The 16,461-nt window shown below is 71.2% G+C and carries 20 protein-coding genes; 13 read left to right on the plus strand and 7 right to left on the minus strand.

The genetic code is table 11. The features are described 5' to 3' along the window. Positions 1-138: 138 nt before the first annotated feature. Positions 139-423, minus strand: coding sequence for a DUF397 domain-containing protein (locus tag ACN6LB_RS00800; RefSeq protein WP_445024104.1), 285 nt, complete (start codon positions 421-423; stop codon positions 139-141). Next, positions 404-1,246: a helix-turn-helix domain-containing protein gene (locus ACN6LB_RS00805; RefSeq protein ID WP_445024105.1), complete on the minus strand. Its 843-nt coding sequence runs from the start codon at positions 1,244-1,246 to the stop codon at positions 404-406. The genes ACN6LB_RS00800 and ACN6LB_RS00805 overlap by 20 nt, the downstream gene beginning before the upstream one ends. Before the next feature lie 86 nt (positions 1,247-1,332). On the opposite strand from ACN6LB_RS00805, the gene ACN6LB_RS00810 reads away from it, so the two are divergent. Next, positions 1,333-1,572, plus strand: a complete 240-nt coding sequence (locus tag ACN6LB_RS00810; protein ID WP_445024106.1) for a hypothetical protein — start codon at positions 1,333-1,335, stop codon at positions 1,570-1,572. Next, positions 1,569-1,820: a hypothetical protein gene (locus tag ACN6LB_RS00815; protein WP_445024107.1), complete on the plus strand. Its 252-nt coding sequence runs from the start codon at positions 1,569-1,571 to the stop codon at positions 1,818-1,820. The genes ACN6LB_RS00810 and ACN6LB_RS00815 overlap by 4 nt, the downstream gene beginning before the upstream one ends. 71 nt (positions 1,821-1,891) lie before the next feature. On the opposite strand, the gene ACN6LB_RS00820 is transcribed toward ACN6LB_RS00815, so the two are convergent. The 4 genes from ACN6LB_RS00820 to ACN6LB_RS00835 form a co-directional block, all read right to left on the minus strand. Next, on the minus strand, positions 1,892-2,479 hold the full coding sequence (locus tag ACN6LB_RS00820) for a hypothetical protein (RefSeq protein ID WP_356142161.1): 588 nt from the start codon (positions 2,477-2,479) through the stop codon (positions 1,892-1,894). Between the two features lie 16 nt (positions 2,480-2,495). Continuing rightward, the gene (locus tag ACN6LB_RS00825) at positions 2,496-3,941 is read right to left on the minus strand and encodes a PTS transporter subunit EIIC (RefSeq protein WP_445024108.1); all 1,446 of its coding nucleotides are present in this window, start codon (positions 3,939-3,941) and stop codon (positions 2,496-2,498) included. A gap of 16 nt (positions 3,942-3,957) precedes the next feature. Beyond that, a complete protein-coding gene (gene murQ / locus ACN6LB_RS00830; RefSeq protein WP_445024109.1) occupies positions 3,958-4,905 on the minus strand; it encodes an N-acetylmuramic acid 6-phosphate etherase in 948 nt (315 codons plus the stop codon). A gap of 77 nt (positions 4,906-4,982) precedes the next feature. Next, complete coding sequence (locus tag ACN6LB_RS00835) at positions 4,983-5,909, minus strand: MurR/RpiR family transcriptional regulator (RefSeq protein WP_356142155.1); 927 nt, start codon at positions 5,907-5,909, stop codon at positions 4,983-4,985. Positions 5,910-5,965: 56 nt separating this feature from the next. Here ACN6LB_RS00835 and ACN6LB_RS00840 point away from each other — a divergent pair, with 56 nt between their 5' ends. Further along, positions 5,966-6,349 carry a hypothetical protein gene (locus ACN6LB_RS00840; protein ID WP_445024110.1) on the plus strand — a complete coding sequence of 128 codons (384 nt, stop codon included), beginning with the start codon at positions 5,966-5,968 and terminating at the stop codon, positions 6,347-6,349. Then, the gene (locus ACN6LB_RS00845) at positions 6,346-6,618 is read left to right on the plus strand and encodes a DUF4031 domain-containing protein (RefSeq protein WP_356142151.1); all 273 of its coding nucleotides are present in this window, start codon (positions 6,346-6,348) and stop codon (positions 6,616-6,618) included. Before ACN6LB_RS00840 ends, ACN6LB_RS00845 begins: the two co-directional genes overlap by 4 nt. Positions 6,619-6,702: 84 nt before the next feature. Here the strand turns inward: ACN6LB_RS00845 and ACN6LB_RS00850 are convergent, their stop codons facing one another. Next, positions 6,703-7,377, minus strand: a complete 675-nt coding sequence (locus tag ACN6LB_RS00850; RefSeq protein WP_445024111.1) for a maleylpyruvate isomerase family mycothiol-dependent enzyme — start codon at positions 7,375-7,377, stop codon at positions 6,703-6,705. 47 nt (positions 7,378-7,424) lie between these two features. Between ACN6LB_RS00850 and ACN6LB_RS00855 the strand changes: the two genes are divergently transcribed. The 9 genes from ACN6LB_RS00855 to ACN6LB_RS00895 all read left to right on the plus strand — a co-directional run bounded on the left by ACN6LB_RS00855 (position 7,425) and on the right by ACN6LB_RS00895 (position 16,434). After that, positions 7,425-8,081, plus strand: a complete 657-nt coding sequence (locus ACN6LB_RS00855; RefSeq protein WP_445024112.1) for an HD domain-containing protein — start codon at positions 7,425-7,427, stop codon at positions 8,079-8,081. Between the two features lie 118 nt (positions 8,082-8,199). After that, entirely contained in the window at positions 8,200-9,435 is a 1,236-nt protein-coding gene (locus tag ACN6LB_RS00860; protein WP_445024192.1) for a Cmx/CmrA family chloramphenicol efflux MFS transporter, read from the plus strand. Positions 9,436-9,452: 17 nt separating this feature from the next. Continuing rightward, complete coding sequence (locus ACN6LB_RS00865) at positions 9,453-10,556, plus strand: GNAT family N-acetyltransferase (RefSeq protein WP_445024113.1); 1,104 nt, start codon at positions 9,453-9,455, stop codon at positions 10,554-10,556. A 414-nt stretch (positions 10,557-10,970) separates the two neighbouring features. After that, entirely contained in the window at positions 10,971-11,243 is a 273-nt protein-coding gene (locus tag ACN6LB_RS00870; RefSeq protein WP_445024114.1) for a hypothetical protein, read from the plus strand. 123 nt (positions 11,244-11,366) lie between these two features. Beyond that, the gene (locus ACN6LB_RS00875; protein ID WP_445024115.1) at positions 11,367-12,020 is read left to right on the plus strand and encodes an ABC transporter ATP-binding protein; all 654 of its coding nucleotides are present in this window, start codon (positions 11,367-11,369) and stop codon (positions 12,018-12,020) included. Continuing rightward, positions 12,020-13,504, plus strand: coding sequence for a hypothetical protein (locus tag ACN6LB_RS00880; RefSeq protein ID WP_445024116.1), 1,485 nt, complete (start codon positions 12,020-12,022; stop codon positions 13,502-13,504). Before ACN6LB_RS00875 ends, ACN6LB_RS00880 begins: the two co-directional genes overlap by 1 nt. Further along, positions 13,501-14,181, plus strand: a complete 681-nt coding sequence (locus tag ACN6LB_RS00885) for a hypothetical protein (RefSeq protein WP_445024117.1) — start codon at positions 13,501-13,503, stop codon at positions 14,179-14,181. The genes ACN6LB_RS00880 and ACN6LB_RS00885 overlap by 4 nt, the downstream gene beginning before the upstream one ends. A 134-nt stretch (positions 14,182-14,315) precedes the next feature. Beyond that, positions 14,316-15,011, plus strand: a complete 696-nt coding sequence (locus ACN6LB_RS00890) for a copper homeostasis protein CutC (protein ID WP_445024118.1) — start codon at positions 14,316-14,318, stop codon at positions 15,009-15,011. Between the two features lie 178 nt (positions 15,012-15,189). Next, entirely contained in the window at positions 15,190-16,434 is a 1,245-nt protein-coding gene (locus tag ACN6LB_RS00895) for a trypsin-like serine peptidase (protein ID WP_356149205.1), read from the plus strand. The last annotated feature ends 27 nt before the right edge of the window (positions 16,435-16,461 follow it).

The following is a 16,461-nucleotide window of genomic DNA, read 5'->3' on the forward strand; positions in this document are numbered from 1 at the left end:
GCGCCCAACGTCGCAGCGCGCGGGTCGGCCGTCACGAGGTAGCGCATGTTCCACCGGCAAATACGCTCACCTACGCCGAGGCGCCGCCCGTTTCTAGACGCCGGGCCTGAAGTTTGCCGACGTCGCCCCACAGCCACCTCACAAACGAGGGGCTGCTGTCGCGTTCTTGAGGTTGTTGACGAACACCGACCAGGACTCGGCCCGGAACACCAGCTTCGGGCCGAGGGGGTTCTTGGAGTCGCGGACGGGGACGAGGGCGGGCTGGCCGTCGGCTACTTCCAGGCAGTCAGCGCCGTCGCCACCGCTGTGTGTCGACTTGCGCCAGCGGGCGACCTCCAGGCAGTCGCCGCCCTGGCCGCCGCTGTAGCTGGACTTGCACCAGATGGCCGTGCTGAGGTCGTACTCACGGATGCTCTTCTCCATGCTCGTAATCCTGCGCCACCGACTTGATCAGGGCCAGGGAATCTGGCGGGGAAAGCGCCGCCGCCTGGAGGAGGTTGAACATCAGGGTGTGGCGGGCGACCGTGGCCGGGTCATCCAACAGCTTTCCCATGTCCGGTGCTTCGACGAACGAGAGCGGAGGCGCGTCTTCGAACTCCATGAGCTTCAGAGGACCGTCCATCGCCGCGTGCGCCCCGGCGCCGAACGGGAGCACCTGCACGATGATCCGGTGTTGGCCTGCGAGGTCCGCCACGTGACGGAGCGCCTCCGCCATCACCGCTCTGCCGCCCACCTCTCGCCGGAGCGCGGCCTCGTCGACTACCGCCCACAACAACGGCGTTGTTGGATCGTCGAGAAGGTGGGCGCGTTCGAGTCGGGCCGCCACGAGGGCATCGATCTCGGCGTCGGGAGCCGTAGGCCGGTACGCGCGGAAGACCGCCACCGCGTACGCCCTCGTCTGGAGCAGCCCAGGGATCAGGAGCTGTGCGTACTGCCTGATCGCCGTAGCAACCGCCTCCGCCTCCGCCGCCTCCGCGAAATGGTCCGGGTACTTCGACTTGGCCAGTGCCTGGCAGTTGCGCTCGAAAAACCCCTTCGTGCCAAGGATCTCGTCTATCTGGGCCGCGTATTCGCGGTGCAGGCGCCGCGTGCCTGCCTCAAGTTGGCCGATGAACGAGCCGCTCACGAACAGCGGCTCGCCCAGTTCGCTCTGGCTGAGGCCCGCCTTCTCGCGGGCGTGGCGCAGTTCGGCGCCGATCAGGGCGCGGGGTGAGGAGGAGGGGTCGAGGTCCTTCGGTCCTGGCATGCGCAACTCCCTGTCACACAGGCGGGGTTGTTGGGGCGCCGTCTCTGGCCAGGTTAGACGGGTGGCAGACACGCTGTGTGGTGAACGTGGACACTCAGAGTGGAGGCACCGGCGCGATGGACATGACGGCGAGTGAGCGGATCGGGTCGACCGAGGAAGTGGTGGAGCGGCTGCGCGCGGCCCTCGCGGACGTCGGTGTCGTACTGCCGTCGCTGCGGGTCGACCCGGTGACCGGCGCGAGCGAGGAGCCGTTCGCTCTGGTCGCGCTCGGGCGCTGCAATGTGCGTACGGCGGTGCGGCTGGCCACCGTGCTGGAGATGTCGTGAGCGGGGATGTCGGAAGCGGGGAGTTGTGCGAGCCCCAGGCCGATGGCCCCGTCAGGGCCTACGCCGTCGACGTGCGGGACGGGCGGGTCGGTGAGGTGATGGGGCGCGAGGGTGGATACGTGCAGCTGCGGCCTGTGGGTGGCGGGCGGGAGTGGGACTGTCCGCCGGACGCGCTGGGGGAGGCGCCGCCGGGGGAGGTGCTGCGGGAGCGGGTCCGGCGGATCAACCGGGAGGGCCGGCTGCCGTGAGCCCGCCTAGCCCCGGCCTCGAAGGGCTCTCCGCTGCCGCTGACCCACCCAGGCGCCGAAGGACTACAGCTCTACAGGTTCCCCATCGGCTCGATGTCGATCTTCCGTGGCTCTCCCCAGATGCGCAGGACCTCGTAGTCGGTGAACTCGTGGACCAGGCGGTAGGACATGGCGGGCTGCGGGACTCTGCGCTGGGCGGCGAGGTAGGCCTCGGCCTCCTGGCGGTCGCGGCGTGGGGTGCCGCACAGCTGCCACGCCTGGCCGGTCCACATCTCCGGGAGCCAGCGCTGCTGGGGCTGCGGCCGGTCGGCCCGTACGCCGTAGCGGGAGTGGCTCTGCGCGGGGTCGGTGCCCCGGGCGTCGGCGCGAGCACTCGCGTACGCGCCGTTGACCTGGGAGCGGCGGGCGGCGCGGCGGCGGGTCTCGCAGAGCAGGCACAGGTCGGAGGCGTCCTCGTCGACAGGGCCCTGCGGATGCTCGGCGCAGCGCGTGGTGGGCGCCGCGCTGCTGACGCTCTCGTCCAGCAGGTCGAGCGCCCGCTTCAGGTCGGCCTTCACCTCGTGCAGCTTCGCGTCGGGGGTGTCGGTGGTCAGTGCGTCCCCGTGCTCGCCGAGGACCCGCAGGGCGCGACCCAGCTGGGTCAGTTGTGCGTGGTTCACGGTGTCCTCGTCCCCTTCACGGTGTCCTCGTCCCCTCCGCCGGGCGGTGTGCTGTCGGAACACCAGAGTCACACACGCCACTGACATCGCCGGCACTCACCTTCACCGCACCGAAGAAGTACGTCGCCCCGAACCCCACCGCGTAACCCGTCAGCAGTCCGCCCGCGTAGATCGCCGCCGTCAGACCCAGACCCCTGTTTCCGGCCAGCAGCGGGAACAGGGCCCAGCCCGAGGGGCCGATCGCCGTGGAGCCCACCTTTTCGCCGAGCATCGAGAAGAAGCCGATGAAGGCGCCGCCCGCCGCGCCGCCCGCGCAGGCCGTGAGGAACGGGCGGCCGAGGGGGAGGGAGACGCCGTAGATCAGGGGTTCGCCGACGCCGAGCAGGCCCGCGGGGAGCGCCGACCTGATCGTCGTACGGAGGGAGTGGTCGTGGCGCAGGCGGACGTACACCGCCATCGCCGCGCCCACCTGGCCCGCGCCCGCCATGGCCAGGATGGGGAGCAGGACCGTGTAGCCCTGCTGCTCGATGAGGGTGGTGTGGATGGGGATCAGGGCCTGGTGCAGGCCCAGCATCACCAGGGGGAGGAACAGGCCGCCCAGGACGAGGCCCGCGAAGGCGCCGGTGGTGGACAGCAGCCGGTCCGCCGCTGTGCCGATGGCGGAGGAGATCTCCCCGGCCGCGTACATGAGGCCGTAGAGCGTGGTCAGGCCGGCGAGGAGGACGGTGAGGGTGGGGGTGACCAGCACGTCGAGGGTTTCCGGGACCCAGGTGCGGCACCACCGCTCGACGTACGTCCCGAGGAGTGCGGCGGCCAGCGCGCCCAGCACACCGCCCTGGCCGGGCGCGAGCGTCATGCCGAACGCCGTCACCTTGGCGACCCCCGCGTAGACGATGACCGCTGCCACCGCCCCGCCGAGGACCGGCGTCCCGCCGAACTCCTTCGCCGTGTTGTAGCCGACGAAGACCGCGATCAGTGACATGAAGCCGGAGGCGATGGCCGTCAGTGCGGGGGTGAGCGAGGGCAGCCAACCGGCGTTGACCAGCAGGCCGTTGAGGCCTGCGATGACTCCGCAGCCGATCAGGGCGGGGATGAGGGGGACGAAGATGTTGGCGATGCGGCGCAGGGCGAGCTTGAGGGGGGTCGCGTTGCGCCTGCGCTGGGATTCCTTCAACTGGGCGCCGCGGGCGGCCGGTTCGTCTGCACTGGTGGAGACGAGGCGTTCGAACTCCGGGGCCACCCGTGCGACCGCGCCCGGGCCCAGCACGATCTGGTACGTGTCGTCGTCGACCACGCCGAGTACGGCGGGCAGTGCCTTCAGCGCGTCCTCGTCGACCGGGCCGCGGTCCCGCAGACCGAGCCGTAGGCGGGTCATGCAGTGGGCGACGGACATGATGTTCGCGGGGCCGCCGACCAGCGGGAGGATCGCGGCGGCCGTGGCGGAGGGGGAAGGAGTGCTCACCCCCTGAGCGTGCTCGTCAGGGCGCCGCCGCAGTGAGCGCCGCGCGCAGGTGGCCCGCGCTCTCCTCCAGAAGGCGGGCTGCCGTGGGGCCGTCCACCTCGCCCAGGATGACCAGGATCGCGTTCTTCACCTCGCCGTCCGTCGCCGCGAGGGCCTTCTCGATCTCCTCGTCGGGGGCGCCCGTGGCCAGCGCGACGATACGGCGGGAGCGGGCGCGCAGCTTCTCGTTCGAGGCGCGTACGTCGACCATCAGGTTCCCGTACGTCTTGCCGAGCCGGATCATCGTGATCGTGGACAGCATGTTGAGGACGAGCTTCTGTGCGGTGCCCGCCTTGAGGCGCGTGGAGCCCGTGAGCAGCTCCGGGCCGACGACGACCTCGATGCCGTGGTCGGCGGCGGCCGCCAGGGCGCTGCCCGCGTTGCAGGACAGGCCGATCGTCAACGCGCCCTGCGCACGGGCGTGTTCGACCGCGCCGATCGCGTACGGCGTGCGGCCCGAGGCGGAGACGCCGACCACCGTGTCGTCGGCGGTCAGCGACAGCCGTGTCAGGTCCGCCGCCGCCAGCTCCCTGGAGTCCTCCGCGCCCTCGACCGAGGTGACCATGGCCTCGGGGCCGCCCGCGATCAGGCCCACCACCTGCGACGGGTCCGTGTTGAAGGTGGGAGGGCACTCGGAGGCGTCCAGTACGCCCAGGCGGCCCGCCGTGCCGGCACCGGCGTAGAGGAGGCGGCCGCCCTTCGCCATGCGCTCCGCGATGTCGTCGATCGCGGCGGCGATGAGCGGGAGCTGCTCGGCGACCGCCGTCGGCACGGTCGCGTCCTCCGCGTTCATGATCCGGGCGATCTCCAGCGTCGCCAGCCGGTCGATCCCGGACAGTTCAGGACGGAATGCCTCGGTGGTCAGCGTCTCCAGCTCGGCTCGCAGATCGCGGTAGGGGGACGAGGCGTCGAGAGGGGAGGTCATGTACGGCGGCTCTTTCCGGTGCGCGGGTAAAGGAGAGAGGTGGGACGGCGGGACGGGAGGTGCGGGGAGCGGGCGTGCTAGCGGCGGGCGCCGCCGCGCGGGCTGTGGCGGTGCGCCAGTGCCTCGTACGACGCGGACAGCGCGGGCGCCGCCGTCTCGTACGTCCGCTGGGCCACACCCACGAACAGGCAGTCCACGACCAGCAGTTGGCTCGTACGCGAGGACATCGCCGCCGGTCGCAGCTCGCTCTCGCGGGCCGTTGAGGTGGTGAGGATGTGGTCCGCGTACTGCGTGACCGGGCCGTCGGGACGGCCGGTGATCGCGACCGTCGTGGCACCGCGCTCGAAGGCGACGCGGAGCGGTTCGATGACGTCTCCCGTCGAGCCCGAGTGGGTGATCGCGATCGCCACGTCCTTGGCGCGCAGTTGCACGGCGTTGGTGACGGCGAGATGCGGGTCGCTGTGCGCGTGGGCTATGAGACCTATGCGCAGCAGTTTCTGGGTGAGGTCCTGGGCGACCAGCCCGGACGCGCCCACCCCGTACACGTCGATACGGCGGGCGGCGGCGAGGGCGGTGACGGCGGCGCCGAGCTGGACCGTGTCGAGTGCGGCCGCCGTGTCGGCGAGGGTCTGCTGCTCGTCGTAGGCGAGCTTGGCGACCACGTCGGCGATGGGGTCGTCGACCGCGATGTCCGCGGTGACGGCGGGCGCGCGGCCCGACTGCTGCTGGGCGGCGAGGCCGGCGAGCGCGAGGCGCAGGTCGCGGTAGCCGGGGTAGCCGAGGAGGCGGGCGGTGCGGACCACGGTCGCCTCGCTGGTGCCGGTGAGCTCGGCGAGGCCGGTGACCGTCAGGGCCGCGCAGCCGGCCGGGTCGCCGGCGACGGCCTCGGCGACGCGCTGCATGGAGCGGGTCATCGAGGGGGCCAGTGTCCGCACCTTGGCCGCGAGCGCGGCGGGGGCGGGCGGCGCCTCGCCTGCGAAAATTTCCTTCACGTCTGGGGTCACATCCTGAAAGATATTTTCCGTTGGGGGATGGGGTCAAGGGTGCGCACAATGGGTGCATGGATCCCATCAGCCCCCTTGAGCAGGCGTTGCACGCGGCTCGCGCCCTGGTGCTCGCCGATCTCGTCGCGCGCGAGGTGGCCGAGGCCGACGTCGTCTCCCTCGTCGAGGAGTCCGTCGTACAGCGCCGCTGGTGGGTCGAGCAGTGGCCGGAGGGTGCCGCTTTCGTCGCCGGGCTGATCGCCCAGGACGTCCAGGACGCCCTTCTCGAGCGGTTCGGGCGCTGGCCGCTGTGCCCCGTCTGTGTCTCCGGCGACCCGCACGCCCTCGACGTCGAGCCCGAGCTGGGACCCGACCCGCACTGGGTGTGCCACAAGGCAGGCGTCCGGGTCGCGTCGGTGGGCTCGCTGGGGCCGGCCACCGGCGGGACGCCCTCGTCGTGACGGTGTACATCGACCCGCCGACCTGGCCGGGGCACGGACGGCTCTGGTCCCACCTCGTCAGCGACGTCTCGTTCGACGAACTGCACGGGTTCGCCGCCGGGTTGGGCGTCCCACCACGGGCGTTCGAGCGCGACCACTACGACATCCCCTCGCACCGGTACGCCGATGTCGTCGCGGCCGGAGCGGTCGAGGTGAGCAGCCGCGAGGTGGTACGACTGCTGACCGACTCGGGGTTGCGCAGGCCCAAGGGGCGGGCCTGGCCGTCTTAGGGCCACCCGGCCGCACCCGGCGGGGTTCTGCGGCATCCCGCATCCCGCATCCCGCATCCCGCATCCCGCATCACGCATCACGCATCACGCGAAGATGTTGAGCTCCCCCTCCCGCGCCCCCACCAGCTCGTACCGCGTCCCCACCAGAGGCCGGCCCGCGTAGAGGCGGATCAGTGTGGCGGCGTCGCCGAGGTAGCGGGCCGGAGGCCCGTCCCCCGGTACTCCCCCCAGCCGCAGCGGCTCGTCCACGTCGTCGAGGTCCGCGTGCAGCGGTACGTGGCCCTTGACCCGGGTGATCCGGGCCAGCAGGGCGAGCGCGTGCGGCAGCCCGTCACCCCCGTACGCCCCCGCGACCCCGAACGCCTCGCGCACATCCCCCGCATGCACCCACTCCCCGAGCGCCACCGGGTCGATGATCCCTCCGGCCGCGGCGATCACGGGCCCGGCCTCGGTCATCCCCCGTTCCAGCTCGTCGACGACCCGCGCATGCGGCCAGTCGTCCCGCTCGGCGATGTCCCGGTCGTTGGCGGCGGGGCTGAACACGTCCTTCTCGTACCGGCTCTCCACCACCCGCATCAACGCGGACGAGCAGTGCGCCAGCACGTCCCGCACGGTCCAGCCGGGGCAGGCGGTCCGCAGGGCGAAGTCGGAGTCGGGGCGCGATCGCAGGAGGGGTATCAGCGCGTCGCGCTCCACGAGCAGCAGCCGTCCGGGAAGTTCCGGATCACGTACGTCGTCGTGCGGGTCCGTAGTAGTCATGGCCCCACGCTAGGGGTGGATGCGGGGCCGCACGGGAGAATGAACGCATGGCCGATCACGACACACTGCGCGACCGCTGGCGGATCACCCTCACGGCGGCGCGCGACGGCGCCGGCCGGCCCGACCCGTCCCCGTACGCCGACAACCTGCTGCGCCGCTGGTCGGAGCCGCAACGGCGGTACCACACGGTCGAGCACCTGGTGGCGGTCCTCGACCGCATCGACGTACTGATCGAGGTGGAGAAGGAGCACGCCGAGGATCCGGAGGCCGTCCGTCTGGCGGCCTGGTTCCACGACGCGGTCTACCTCCCGGAACGGTCGACGAACGAGGAGCGTTCCGCGCGCCTGGCCGAGCGCGCCCTCCCGGAGGCGGGGCTCTCCCCGGCCCGTACGGCCGAGGTCGCCCGCCTGGTCCGCCTCACCGTCACGCACGCCCCCGAGCCCGGTGACTCCAACGGCGCCGTCCTGTGCGACGCGGACCTGGCGATCCTGGCGGCGCCCGCGACGGCGTACGCCGCGTACACGGCCGCGGTGCGCGAGGAGTACGGCTTCGTCCCGGACGAGGCGTTCCGCTCGGGCCGGGCCGCCGTACTGAGCCAACTCCTGAACCTCCCAAGGCTGTTCACCACGCCCTACGGTGCACGGGAGTGGGAGCCCCTGGCCCGCGAGAACCTCCGGACGGAGCTGGCCCGGCTGACGGACTGACCCGCCGACACCGGCGCCCGCCCACAGGACAAGAGGGGAATGCGTCCCCACACCCCCACCGTTGGACCGTGATATGCCCGCACCCGCCGCTCGCCCCTCCGCTCCCCGCCCGCCCCGCATGCCCCTCTCCGTCTACGTCCTCGGTCTCTCCGTCTTCGCCCTGGGCACCAGCGAGTTCATGCTCTCCGGACTGCTGCCGCCGATCGCCGACGACATGGACGTCACGATCCCGCAGGCGGGGCTGCTGATATCAGCGTTCGCGATCGGCATGGTCATCGGCGCGCCGCTGCTCGCGGTGGCGACGCTGCGGCTGCCCCGCCGTACGACCCTCGTGTCCCTGATCGCTGTCTTCGGCGTGGGCCAGGTCGCGGGCGCGCTCGCCCCGTCCTACGGCGTCCTCTTCGCGTCCCGGGTGGTCAGCGCGCTGGCCTGCGCCGGGTTCTGGGCGGTGGGCGCGGCGGTGGCCGTGGCGATGGTGCCGCTGAACGCCCGGGCCCGCGCACTCGCGGTGATGATCGGCGGCCTGTCGATCGCGAACGTGCTCGGCGTCCCCGCGGGCGCCTTCCTCGGCGAGCACCTGGGCTGGCGGTCCGCGTTCTGGGCGGTCGGCGCGGCCTCCGCGATCGCGCTCGTCGGCGTCGTCACGCTCATCCCCCGCATCCCGCTGTCCGCCGAGAAACCCCAGCTCAAGCGGGAACTCCGCATTTACCGCGACCCGCAGGTCCTGCTCTCCGTCGCGATGATCGCGCTCGCGGCCGGCGGCGTGTTCTGCGCGTTCAGCTATCTCGCCCCGCTGCTCACGGACGTGGCGGGCATGGACGACGGCTGGGTGCCGACCGTCCTCGCACTGTTCGGGGTCGGCGCGCTGATCGGTACGACGATCGGCGGTCGCATCGCGGACGCGCACCTCTTCGGGGTGCTGCTGACCGGCATCGCCGCCGACACGGTCGTACTGGTGGCGCTGGCCCTGCTGGGGCAGTACGCGATCGCCGCCGTCGTCCTCTCCTTCTGCCTCGGCGTGGTCTGCTTCTACACGGCCCCCGCGCTCAACGCCCGCATGTTCAACGTCGCGGGCGCCGCGCCCACCCTGGCCGGCGCCACCACCACGGCCGCCTTCAACCTCGGCAACACCGGCGGCCCGTGGCTCGGCGGCACCGTCATCGACGCGGGCTTCGGCTACGCCTCGACGGCGTGGGCGGGAGCGGCCCTGACACTGGCGGGGATGGGTACGGCGGCTGTTTCCCTGCGCCTGCAACGTCGTACGCGATCGTCACGCGTGGTGCTGTCGGCCGACTGCCCAAACCTCCCGAACCGGACAGAGCGTACGGATAATTCGGAACGCGCCGAGCCCTGATCACCTATTCTCGCCGCATGCGAAGCATGGGTGGGGACCAGGTGGAGGAAGCCGTCGCGAGCTGCGCGGCGCTGCTGCGGACGGCGGTCGAGCGGGACTGGGAGGGGACCAAGGCGGGCCGCCTGGACTGGAGTTGCCGCGAGACGGCCGAGCACATCGCCGGTGATCTCATCGCGTACGCGGGCCAGCTGGCCGGACGCGCGACCAAGGACTGGGTGCCCTTCGACATCGTCATGGAGGACGGCACCGAAAACGCGGGCTACGTGGACGTGATCGAGACGACCGGCGCCCTGCTCGCCGCCACCGTGCGCACGATGCCCCGCGAGGTGCGCGCCTTCCATCCGTACCCCTTCCGCAGCGCGAACCGCGAGGGCTTCGCCGCGATGGGCATCACCGAAGTCCTGGTGCACACGCACGACATCGCGGAGGGCCTGGGCCTGGCGTACGAGCCCCCGGCCGAACTCTGCGCGGACGTCCTCGCCCGGATCTTCCCGCACGTCCGCCCCGGCGACGCCCCCTGGCCGACCCTCCTGTGGGCCACCGGCCGCGCCGAACTGCCCGGCCGCGCCCGGCTCACCGAGTGGCACTGGAACAACAACCTGGTCATCCCCGCCGAGCGCCTCACCCTGCAAGGGGTCACGCCCGCGGCCGCCGCCGACCTGTCCGCGGGCGGCACCGGCGGCTTCGACTGGGTCGAGGACGGCCCGTTCGAGGGCACCCGGTTCGCCGCCGGCATGGTCGCCAAGTCGTACGAGGCGGGCACGCACCGCCCGGAGTGGGGCATGTTCGTCCTGGTCCGCACCGAGGACGGCCGCGCTGTCGGCGGCATGGGCTTCCACGGCACCCCCGACGAGGAGCGCCGCGCCGAGGTCGGCTACGACCTGGCGGAGTCGGCCCGCGGCAACGGCTACGCCTCCGAGGCCCTCGGCGCCCTCTCCGCCTGGTCCCTCGCCCGCGAGGACGTGGACCTCCTCTTCGCCGCCATCGACCACACCAACATCCCTTCCCAGCGCGTCATTTCCCGCGCCGGGTACACCCGCGTGAGCGAGGACGTGGAGACGCACGCGTACGAGGAGAAGGGCCTGGAGCGCTCGTTGCGGCTTTACGCCCGGCAGGATTGACGGTCCGAACCCGCCCCGCACCGGTGATCAGTTCCGGTCATTCGACTTGCCCTTCGCGGCGGAGAAATCACCTCGCGGAACGTCTGGAAGCCCAGGAAACGCTACGTTCCGCTTGGACTCCACGGCGCGGAAACCCGGGAGAAGGTGCTCCCTGAAAACTGTTCCGCTTGGCACTGCCCTCGGCCGTCCGAGGGCGGCCTGAAACGTATGAGAGTTTCGATCCCGCGATGGCGTTCTTCGGCCAACGTGGCTTTAGAGAATGACCCCTGTGCGTTACCTGTGTGAATGTTGCGACAACTGGGAGTAACAGCGCGGAACTGCGGCATCGGCGCCATGACGCGGTAACCCGGGCTGCCTGTCGGCCACTTGACCACGGCCGAAAACGAGCCATTTGACACAGGAGGGGAACACAGAGTGTCGAGCGGTGGCGGTGCCCATGCCTGGTCGCCTGCCGACGGTGGCGACAGCGGGAAGATAGCCGTCAAGGACGGCAGCAGTGACGGCGACCCGGCGAAGGCGGAGTACTACCGGACGGCCAGCTCGGAGACGAAGCGGACCCTGTGGAACCACAGCGGCCCGGGAACGACCGTCTATTCCGGTGACGGGTCCAGGATCTACAAGTTCAAGGCCTGCGACGAGAACGAGGGCACGCCGGACGACTGCGCGGCGAGCTGGACCATTCCGTAAACCGGATCTCCACATCGCATCTGCCGCACCAGCCCGTCCGGGCTGGTGCGGCGTTCCCGTTTTCTCGACTCCTGCGACAAAAGGCCAGATTCTGTGAAACAAAGTGATGCGTCCGGGCTCCACGTGAGCGGTCTGTGCTACCAGGTCGAGGGGCGCATTCTTCTCGACCACGTCGAACTGTCCGTGGCGCCGGGCGAGTCGGTCGCGGTGACCGGGCCCAGTGGTTCCGGCAAGTCGACCCTGCTCATGTGCGTCCTCGGGCTGATCGAACCGCAGGCGGGCACCATCACCGCCGGGGGGCGGGAGATCACCGGGCTCGGGTCCGGGCAGCTCGCCCAGGTACGGCGGGAGACCATGGGCATGGTGTTCCAGTTCGGCGAACTCCTCCCCGAACTCAGCCCGGTGGAGAACGTCGCCCTGCCGGTGCTGCTTGACGGGGGCCGCCATCAGGACGCGTACCGCGATGCGAAGGAACTCCTCGACGAGCTCGGCGTCCCCGCCGACTCCACCCCCACCGGCATGCTCTCCGGCGGCGAGCGTCAGCGCACCGCCGTCGCCCGCGCCCTGATCACGGCGCCGGAGGTCCTCCTGGCCGACGAGCCCACCGGAGCCCTCGACCCCGACGCCAAAGAGGGCGTCGCCCAGCTGCTGTTCAGCGCCGCCCGCGACCGGCGCTGCGCGCTGCTGCTGGTCACGCACGACCTGTCGGTGGCCGGCCGGGCCGACCGCCGCCACGAGCTGCGGGGCGGGATCCTGGCCGAGGCCGGGGTCGTGTGATGGGCAGGAACCTCCGCCTCGCGGGCAAACTGATCAGGATCGGCCTCGCCGCGGGTCGCTCCGCCCCGGGTGACCGCCTGCGCCGGTGGGGTCTGTTCGGCGCCGCGGCCGCCGTCGCGCTGGTCACCCTGGCGACCGTGGCCGCCTTCGCCACCTACGACGGCCGCGAGACCAGGGCGGACGCCAGAGGCCCGGTGATCACGGGCAGTGCGCGGCATGCCGCACTGCTGTACCGGGAGGGTGCCGACTCCGTCGGCAGCACACCCGTGTCCATCGTGTTCGTCCACCCGGTCACCCCCGATGCCCCCGTCCCCGCAGGTGTGACCCGCTGGCCGAAGCCGGGCGAGGTCCTGCTCTCACCCGAACTCGTCAGGACCGGGAAGGGGGAAGGGGTTCTGACCCGGTACGGAAAGTTCGCCGGAACCATCGACCCCGACGGTCTGGTCACCCCTTCCGAGCGGTTCGCCTACGTGCGGGTGGCCGGCACACCGCCGAAGGACGATCACCGGTGGATGCCGGTGTCCGCCTTCGGAAGCGGCGGTGGAGCGACGGGGGAGATGGCCGACCAGCGGCCCGTGAGCTCCCCTGTCGTCGGGCTGTGGTTCCTGGCCGGGGTGCCCGCCCTCGCCCTGACCGTGGTCGCCGCGCGGGACGGCTCCCGTACTCGTGACCGGCGCAGCAGCCTGTTGCAGGCGCTGGGCGGGACCTGGCGGCACCGGATGCTGGTCAACCTGGGTGAGGCCGCGGTCCCTGCAGCCCTGGGAACCTTCGTCGCGCTCGTCCCGTACACCGCCGCCTCCGTGTGGGACACAAGACTTCCCCCCACCGGATACCTCCTCGATCACCGCGACCTGGCGGCCGCATGGCCCACCGCCGTCGCCTCGGCCGCCGTGTCCCTGCTGCTGGTGCTTGGCATCGTGGTGGGCACGCACCGCGTCCACCGGGACGGCAGGTCCACTCGCCCCGCCTCCTTCACCTCCCGCGTTCCCGCCTGGCGTCTGGTCGCCTGCGGTGTCGGTGCCGCACTGGTCCTGACCAGCCAGTACATGCCCAGGAGGGCACAGGTCTTCGTCTTCACCGCCGGGACGGCCATCATGTGGGCCTTTCTCTCCTCCGTCGTAGCTCTCGTCACCCGCCATCTGGGCGCCTGGCTCGCGGGCAACGGGCGGCGGAGCGGACACGCGGGCCGGCTGATCGGCGGACGCTGGACGCACGCGCATCCCGGCGTCATCGTGCGTCTCGCGCTGGCCATGGTGATCGGCATCGGGGTTGTCGCCCAGATGCAGGTGTGGACCAGCAGGCTCGGACTGCACTCGCACGCGGCCGTACTCACGCACGATCGGATCAAGGACACCGTGATCGAGGTGTCCACCGGCGGTATGACCGCCGCGCAGGCCGATCGGTTCCGCTCGTCCCTCCCGCCCGGATCGGCGCTGCTGACCCGCACCTTCCACGATCCGGGGGCCCCAGAGACCCGTGGGTGACGCTCGCGGGGCCCTGTCGAGACCTGCGCACCCTGCATGTGGCCTGCGCCGATGGCAGCGGGACGGCGAGGGCGAGCAGCACTCAGGTCGACGAGATGCGCCGTTGGTACGGCGACCTCAGGTTCGGGCAGGTTCCCCGGGTCACCGTGAAGCCGGACGGCACGCAGTCCCTCCTGGTCGTGACCCCGGCACCGGGGCAGCTCTCCGCGGTGAAGCAGTCCGCGTACACGCTTCCCGATCCTTCGGTGCAGGTCCAGGCGCTGGGCGGGAACTGGCTCGGGTCCTCGCGCTCCCACCTGGCGAACTGGATCCAGTTGTACGGTCTCACCGGCATCCTCTTCATCCTCGTGGCCGGTGCGGTGAGCGCGGCGGCCGAGTTCGTACGGATCCGGCACGTTCTCGCCCCGCTGTCCGTCCTGACCGGCAATCGCCGGGTGTTCCGGTCCGTGACCTCGTGGCATCTCACCGTGCCCCTGCTGATCGCCACCGTGGTAGCCGGGGCCGTGACCGCATGGCACTCGGTGTTCTTCATCGCCCTGGTGCAGGAGGGCTCCGTGTCCTGGCCGGTCCTGGCAGCCGGCGTCGCGGCGTGTGCCGCGGTCTCCCTGACCGTGGGGTTCCTCGGCGCACGCGCGGCGGCACGCGAGGCTGACCAGTGGCGGCCGGCGGCCGACTGACAGGCCGACGGGCACCCGGGGTCGCTCACGGCGCCGCCATCGGCGTGATCTTCTCGCGGTGGGCCCCGGGATCGGCGTAGGCTGGGATTGGACTAGACCTGTAGCCGCCCCCGAGTCCCAAGGGAAGAGGTCCTATGAGCGAGCGTGCAGTCCTGGAGGTGATCGCCCTCGGTGTGGAGGACGCGGTCGCCGCCCAGGCCGGAGGCGCGGACCGCCTTGAGCTGGTCACCGACATGGCCGCCGACGGTCTGACCCCGCCGGTGGAGACCTTCACCGGCATCCGCGCCGCCGTGGACATCTCGCTGCGCGTGATGCTCCGCCGCGCGGACGGCTTCGCGGCCGGGGACGTCGACGCGCTCGTACGCGTCGCACGGGACCTGCGCGCGGCGGGCGCGGACGAGTTCGTGCTCGGGTTCCTCGACGAGCACGGCGGCCCCGACCTGCCCGCCGTGGAGCGGATCGTCGCCGAACTGGACGGCTGCCGCTGGACCTTCCACCGTGCGATCGACCGGTCCGCCGACCGCGACGCCCTGCGCAAGCAGCTCGCGGACCTGCCGGGCCTGGACGCCTATCTCACCGCGGGCGCCGCGTCCGGCGTGGACGAGGGCCTGCCCACGCTCGTCGCCGAGGCCGCCCGCCGCGGCGAACCCGGATACGAGCCGCGGATCATGGTCGGCGGGGGCCTCCGGCTCGACCACGTCCCCCGTCTGCGCGCCGCGGGCCTCGACGCCTTCCACATCGGCGGCGCCGCCCGGCCGGGCGGCTGGTCCGCCCCCGTCGAGGTGGCCGCCGTACAGGAGTGGCGGCGGGCGCTGGACCGGCGCCTGTGAGGGGAGCGGGGCTGAGCGCAGGTCACGGATCTATATCCGACGGGTAGTTGTTGTGTGCTGAAGCCTGCTCGCGGATCATTCCGCACGCGTGTACGTGCATAGTAAAGACGCCCCGGCTTCAACCGGGGCATGACAAACACGTGCACGTAGTAGTGGGAACAACAGGGGGACAGGCTTCATGCCATCCATACGCAGCCGCTCGCTCGCGGCCGCCGCAGCCGTGGTCGCGGCCATCATGGTCACCACCACGGCCTGCAACGACAACAAGAAGGACGACGCGGCCGACTCGAAGCCCTCGGCGTCGGCTCAGGCCGACAAGGGCGTCGACACCGGTGCGGACGACGACGGGGGCACCTCGATCGGCGGCTACAAGCTGCCCGAGGGCATCCCGACCGACCTCTCCGGTGCCGCCCTCGACAAGTGGAAGAACGGTGGCTGGAAGGACTACAGCAACTGGGCTTCCAAGGCCGAGGACTTCGCCAACCCGTACATCAAGGACTTCTGGTCGCCGGAGCGGATCGCCCAGGCCAAGGCCGTCACCGAGGACCTGCCGACGATCGCCAAGTCGACCAACCAGAGCTCCGGTTCGGGCGGCGCGGTCTACGCCTACGAGCCCGACGGCCCGGTCAAGAAGTACAAGGCCACGCGGGTGAAGTCGACGTACCACCACAACGCGGCCGTCGTGGGCAAGCTGTTCTTCAGCACGCCCGAGGGCGAGTACGTCTGCTCGGCCGCGGTCGTCAGCGACCCGAAGCACCCGGGCAAGTCGAACATGGTGTGGACCGCGGGCCACTGCGTGCACGGGGGCAAGGGCGGCGGCTGGTACCGCAACATCGCCTTCTACCCTTCGTTCAACAACAAGGGCAACCTGAACATCCAGCAGGCGACGCAGAACGCCAACAACCGCAGCGTCTCGCCGTACGGCGGCTTCTGGGCCGACTGGGCCGTCACGTCCAACAACTGGATCAAGGGCGGCTCCGGCCACAGCGGCACCTGGGCCTCCACCTACGACTACGCCGTCCTCCACGTGCAGCAGCCCAGGGGCCAGAAGTCGCTGCAGGAGAAGGTCGGTTCGGCCCTTCCGGTGTGGTTCAACGCCCCGGCGGCCAACAAGGTCAAGAACATGAAGGTCCGCGGCTACCCCGCCGGCGCGCCGTACGAGGGCTCGAAGATGTACGACTGCCGCGGCGCGACCAAGCGCTACGTCCTCGGCACGAACTACCCGAGCAAGTACCCGGCCGAGTACCAGGTCGGCTGCTCGATGACCGGCGGTTCCTCGGGCGGCCCCTGGTTCATGTCGCACAGCGGGCGCAACTACCTGGTGTCCAACACCTCGCTGGGCGGTGGCGGCGCGCTGACCGGCCCGCGCCTCGGCGGTGACGCCAAGGCCGTCTACCAGGCCATGTACCGCAAGTTCAAGTAACAGACCTGCCGGTCGCGTGAAACGGCC

The organism is Streptomyces sp. SAS_270, from assembly GCF_052543295.1.

Bases quoted from the DNA above. Each gene is read 5' to 3' on its own strand.
- ACN6LB_RS00800 (WP_445024104.1), bottom strand. From the start codon at position 423: ATGGAGAAGAGCATCCGTGAGTACGACCTCAGCACGGCCATCTGGTGC.
- ACN6LB_RS00805 (WP_445024105.1), bottom strand. From the start codon at position 1,246: ATGCCAGGACCGAAGGACCTCGACCCCTCCTCCTCACCCCGCGCCCTG.
- murQ (WP_445024109.1), bottom strand. From the start codon at position 4,905: ATGACCTCCCCTCTCGACGCCTCGTCCCCCTACCGCGATCTGCGAGCC.
- ACN6LB_RS00840 (WP_445024110.1), top strand. From the start codon at position 5,966: ATGGATCCCATCAGCCCCCTTGAGCAGGCGTTGCACGCGGCTCGCGCC.
- ACN6LB_RS00850 (WP_445024111.1), bottom strand. From the start codon at position 7,377: ATGACTACTACGGACCCGCACGACGACGTACGTGATCCGGAACTTCCC.
- ACN6LB_RS00855 (WP_445024112.1), top strand. From the start codon at position 7,425: ATGGCCGATCACGACACACTGCGCGACCGCTGGCGGATCACCCTCACG.
- ACN6LB_RS00860 (WP_445024192.1), top strand. From the start codon at position 8,200: ATGCCCCTCTCCGTCTACGTCCTCGGTCTCTCCGTCTTCGCCCTGGGC.
- ACN6LB_RS00865 (WP_445024113.1), top strand. From the start codon at position 9,453: ATGCGAAGCATGGGTGGGGACCAGGTGGAGGAAGCCGTCGCGAGCTGC.
- ACN6LB_RS00880 (WP_445024116.1), top strand. From the start codon at position 12,020: ATGGGCAGGAACCTCCGCCTCGCGGGCAAACTGATCAGGATCGGCCTC.
- ACN6LB_RS00890 (WP_445024118.1), top strand. From the start codon at position 14,316: ATGAGCGAGCGTGCAGTCCTGGAGGTGATCGCCCTCGGTGTGGAGGAC.
- ACN6LB_RS00895 (WP_356149205.1), top strand. From the start codon at position 15,190: ATGCCATCCATACGCAGCCGCTCGCTCGCGGCCGCCGCAGCCGTGGTC.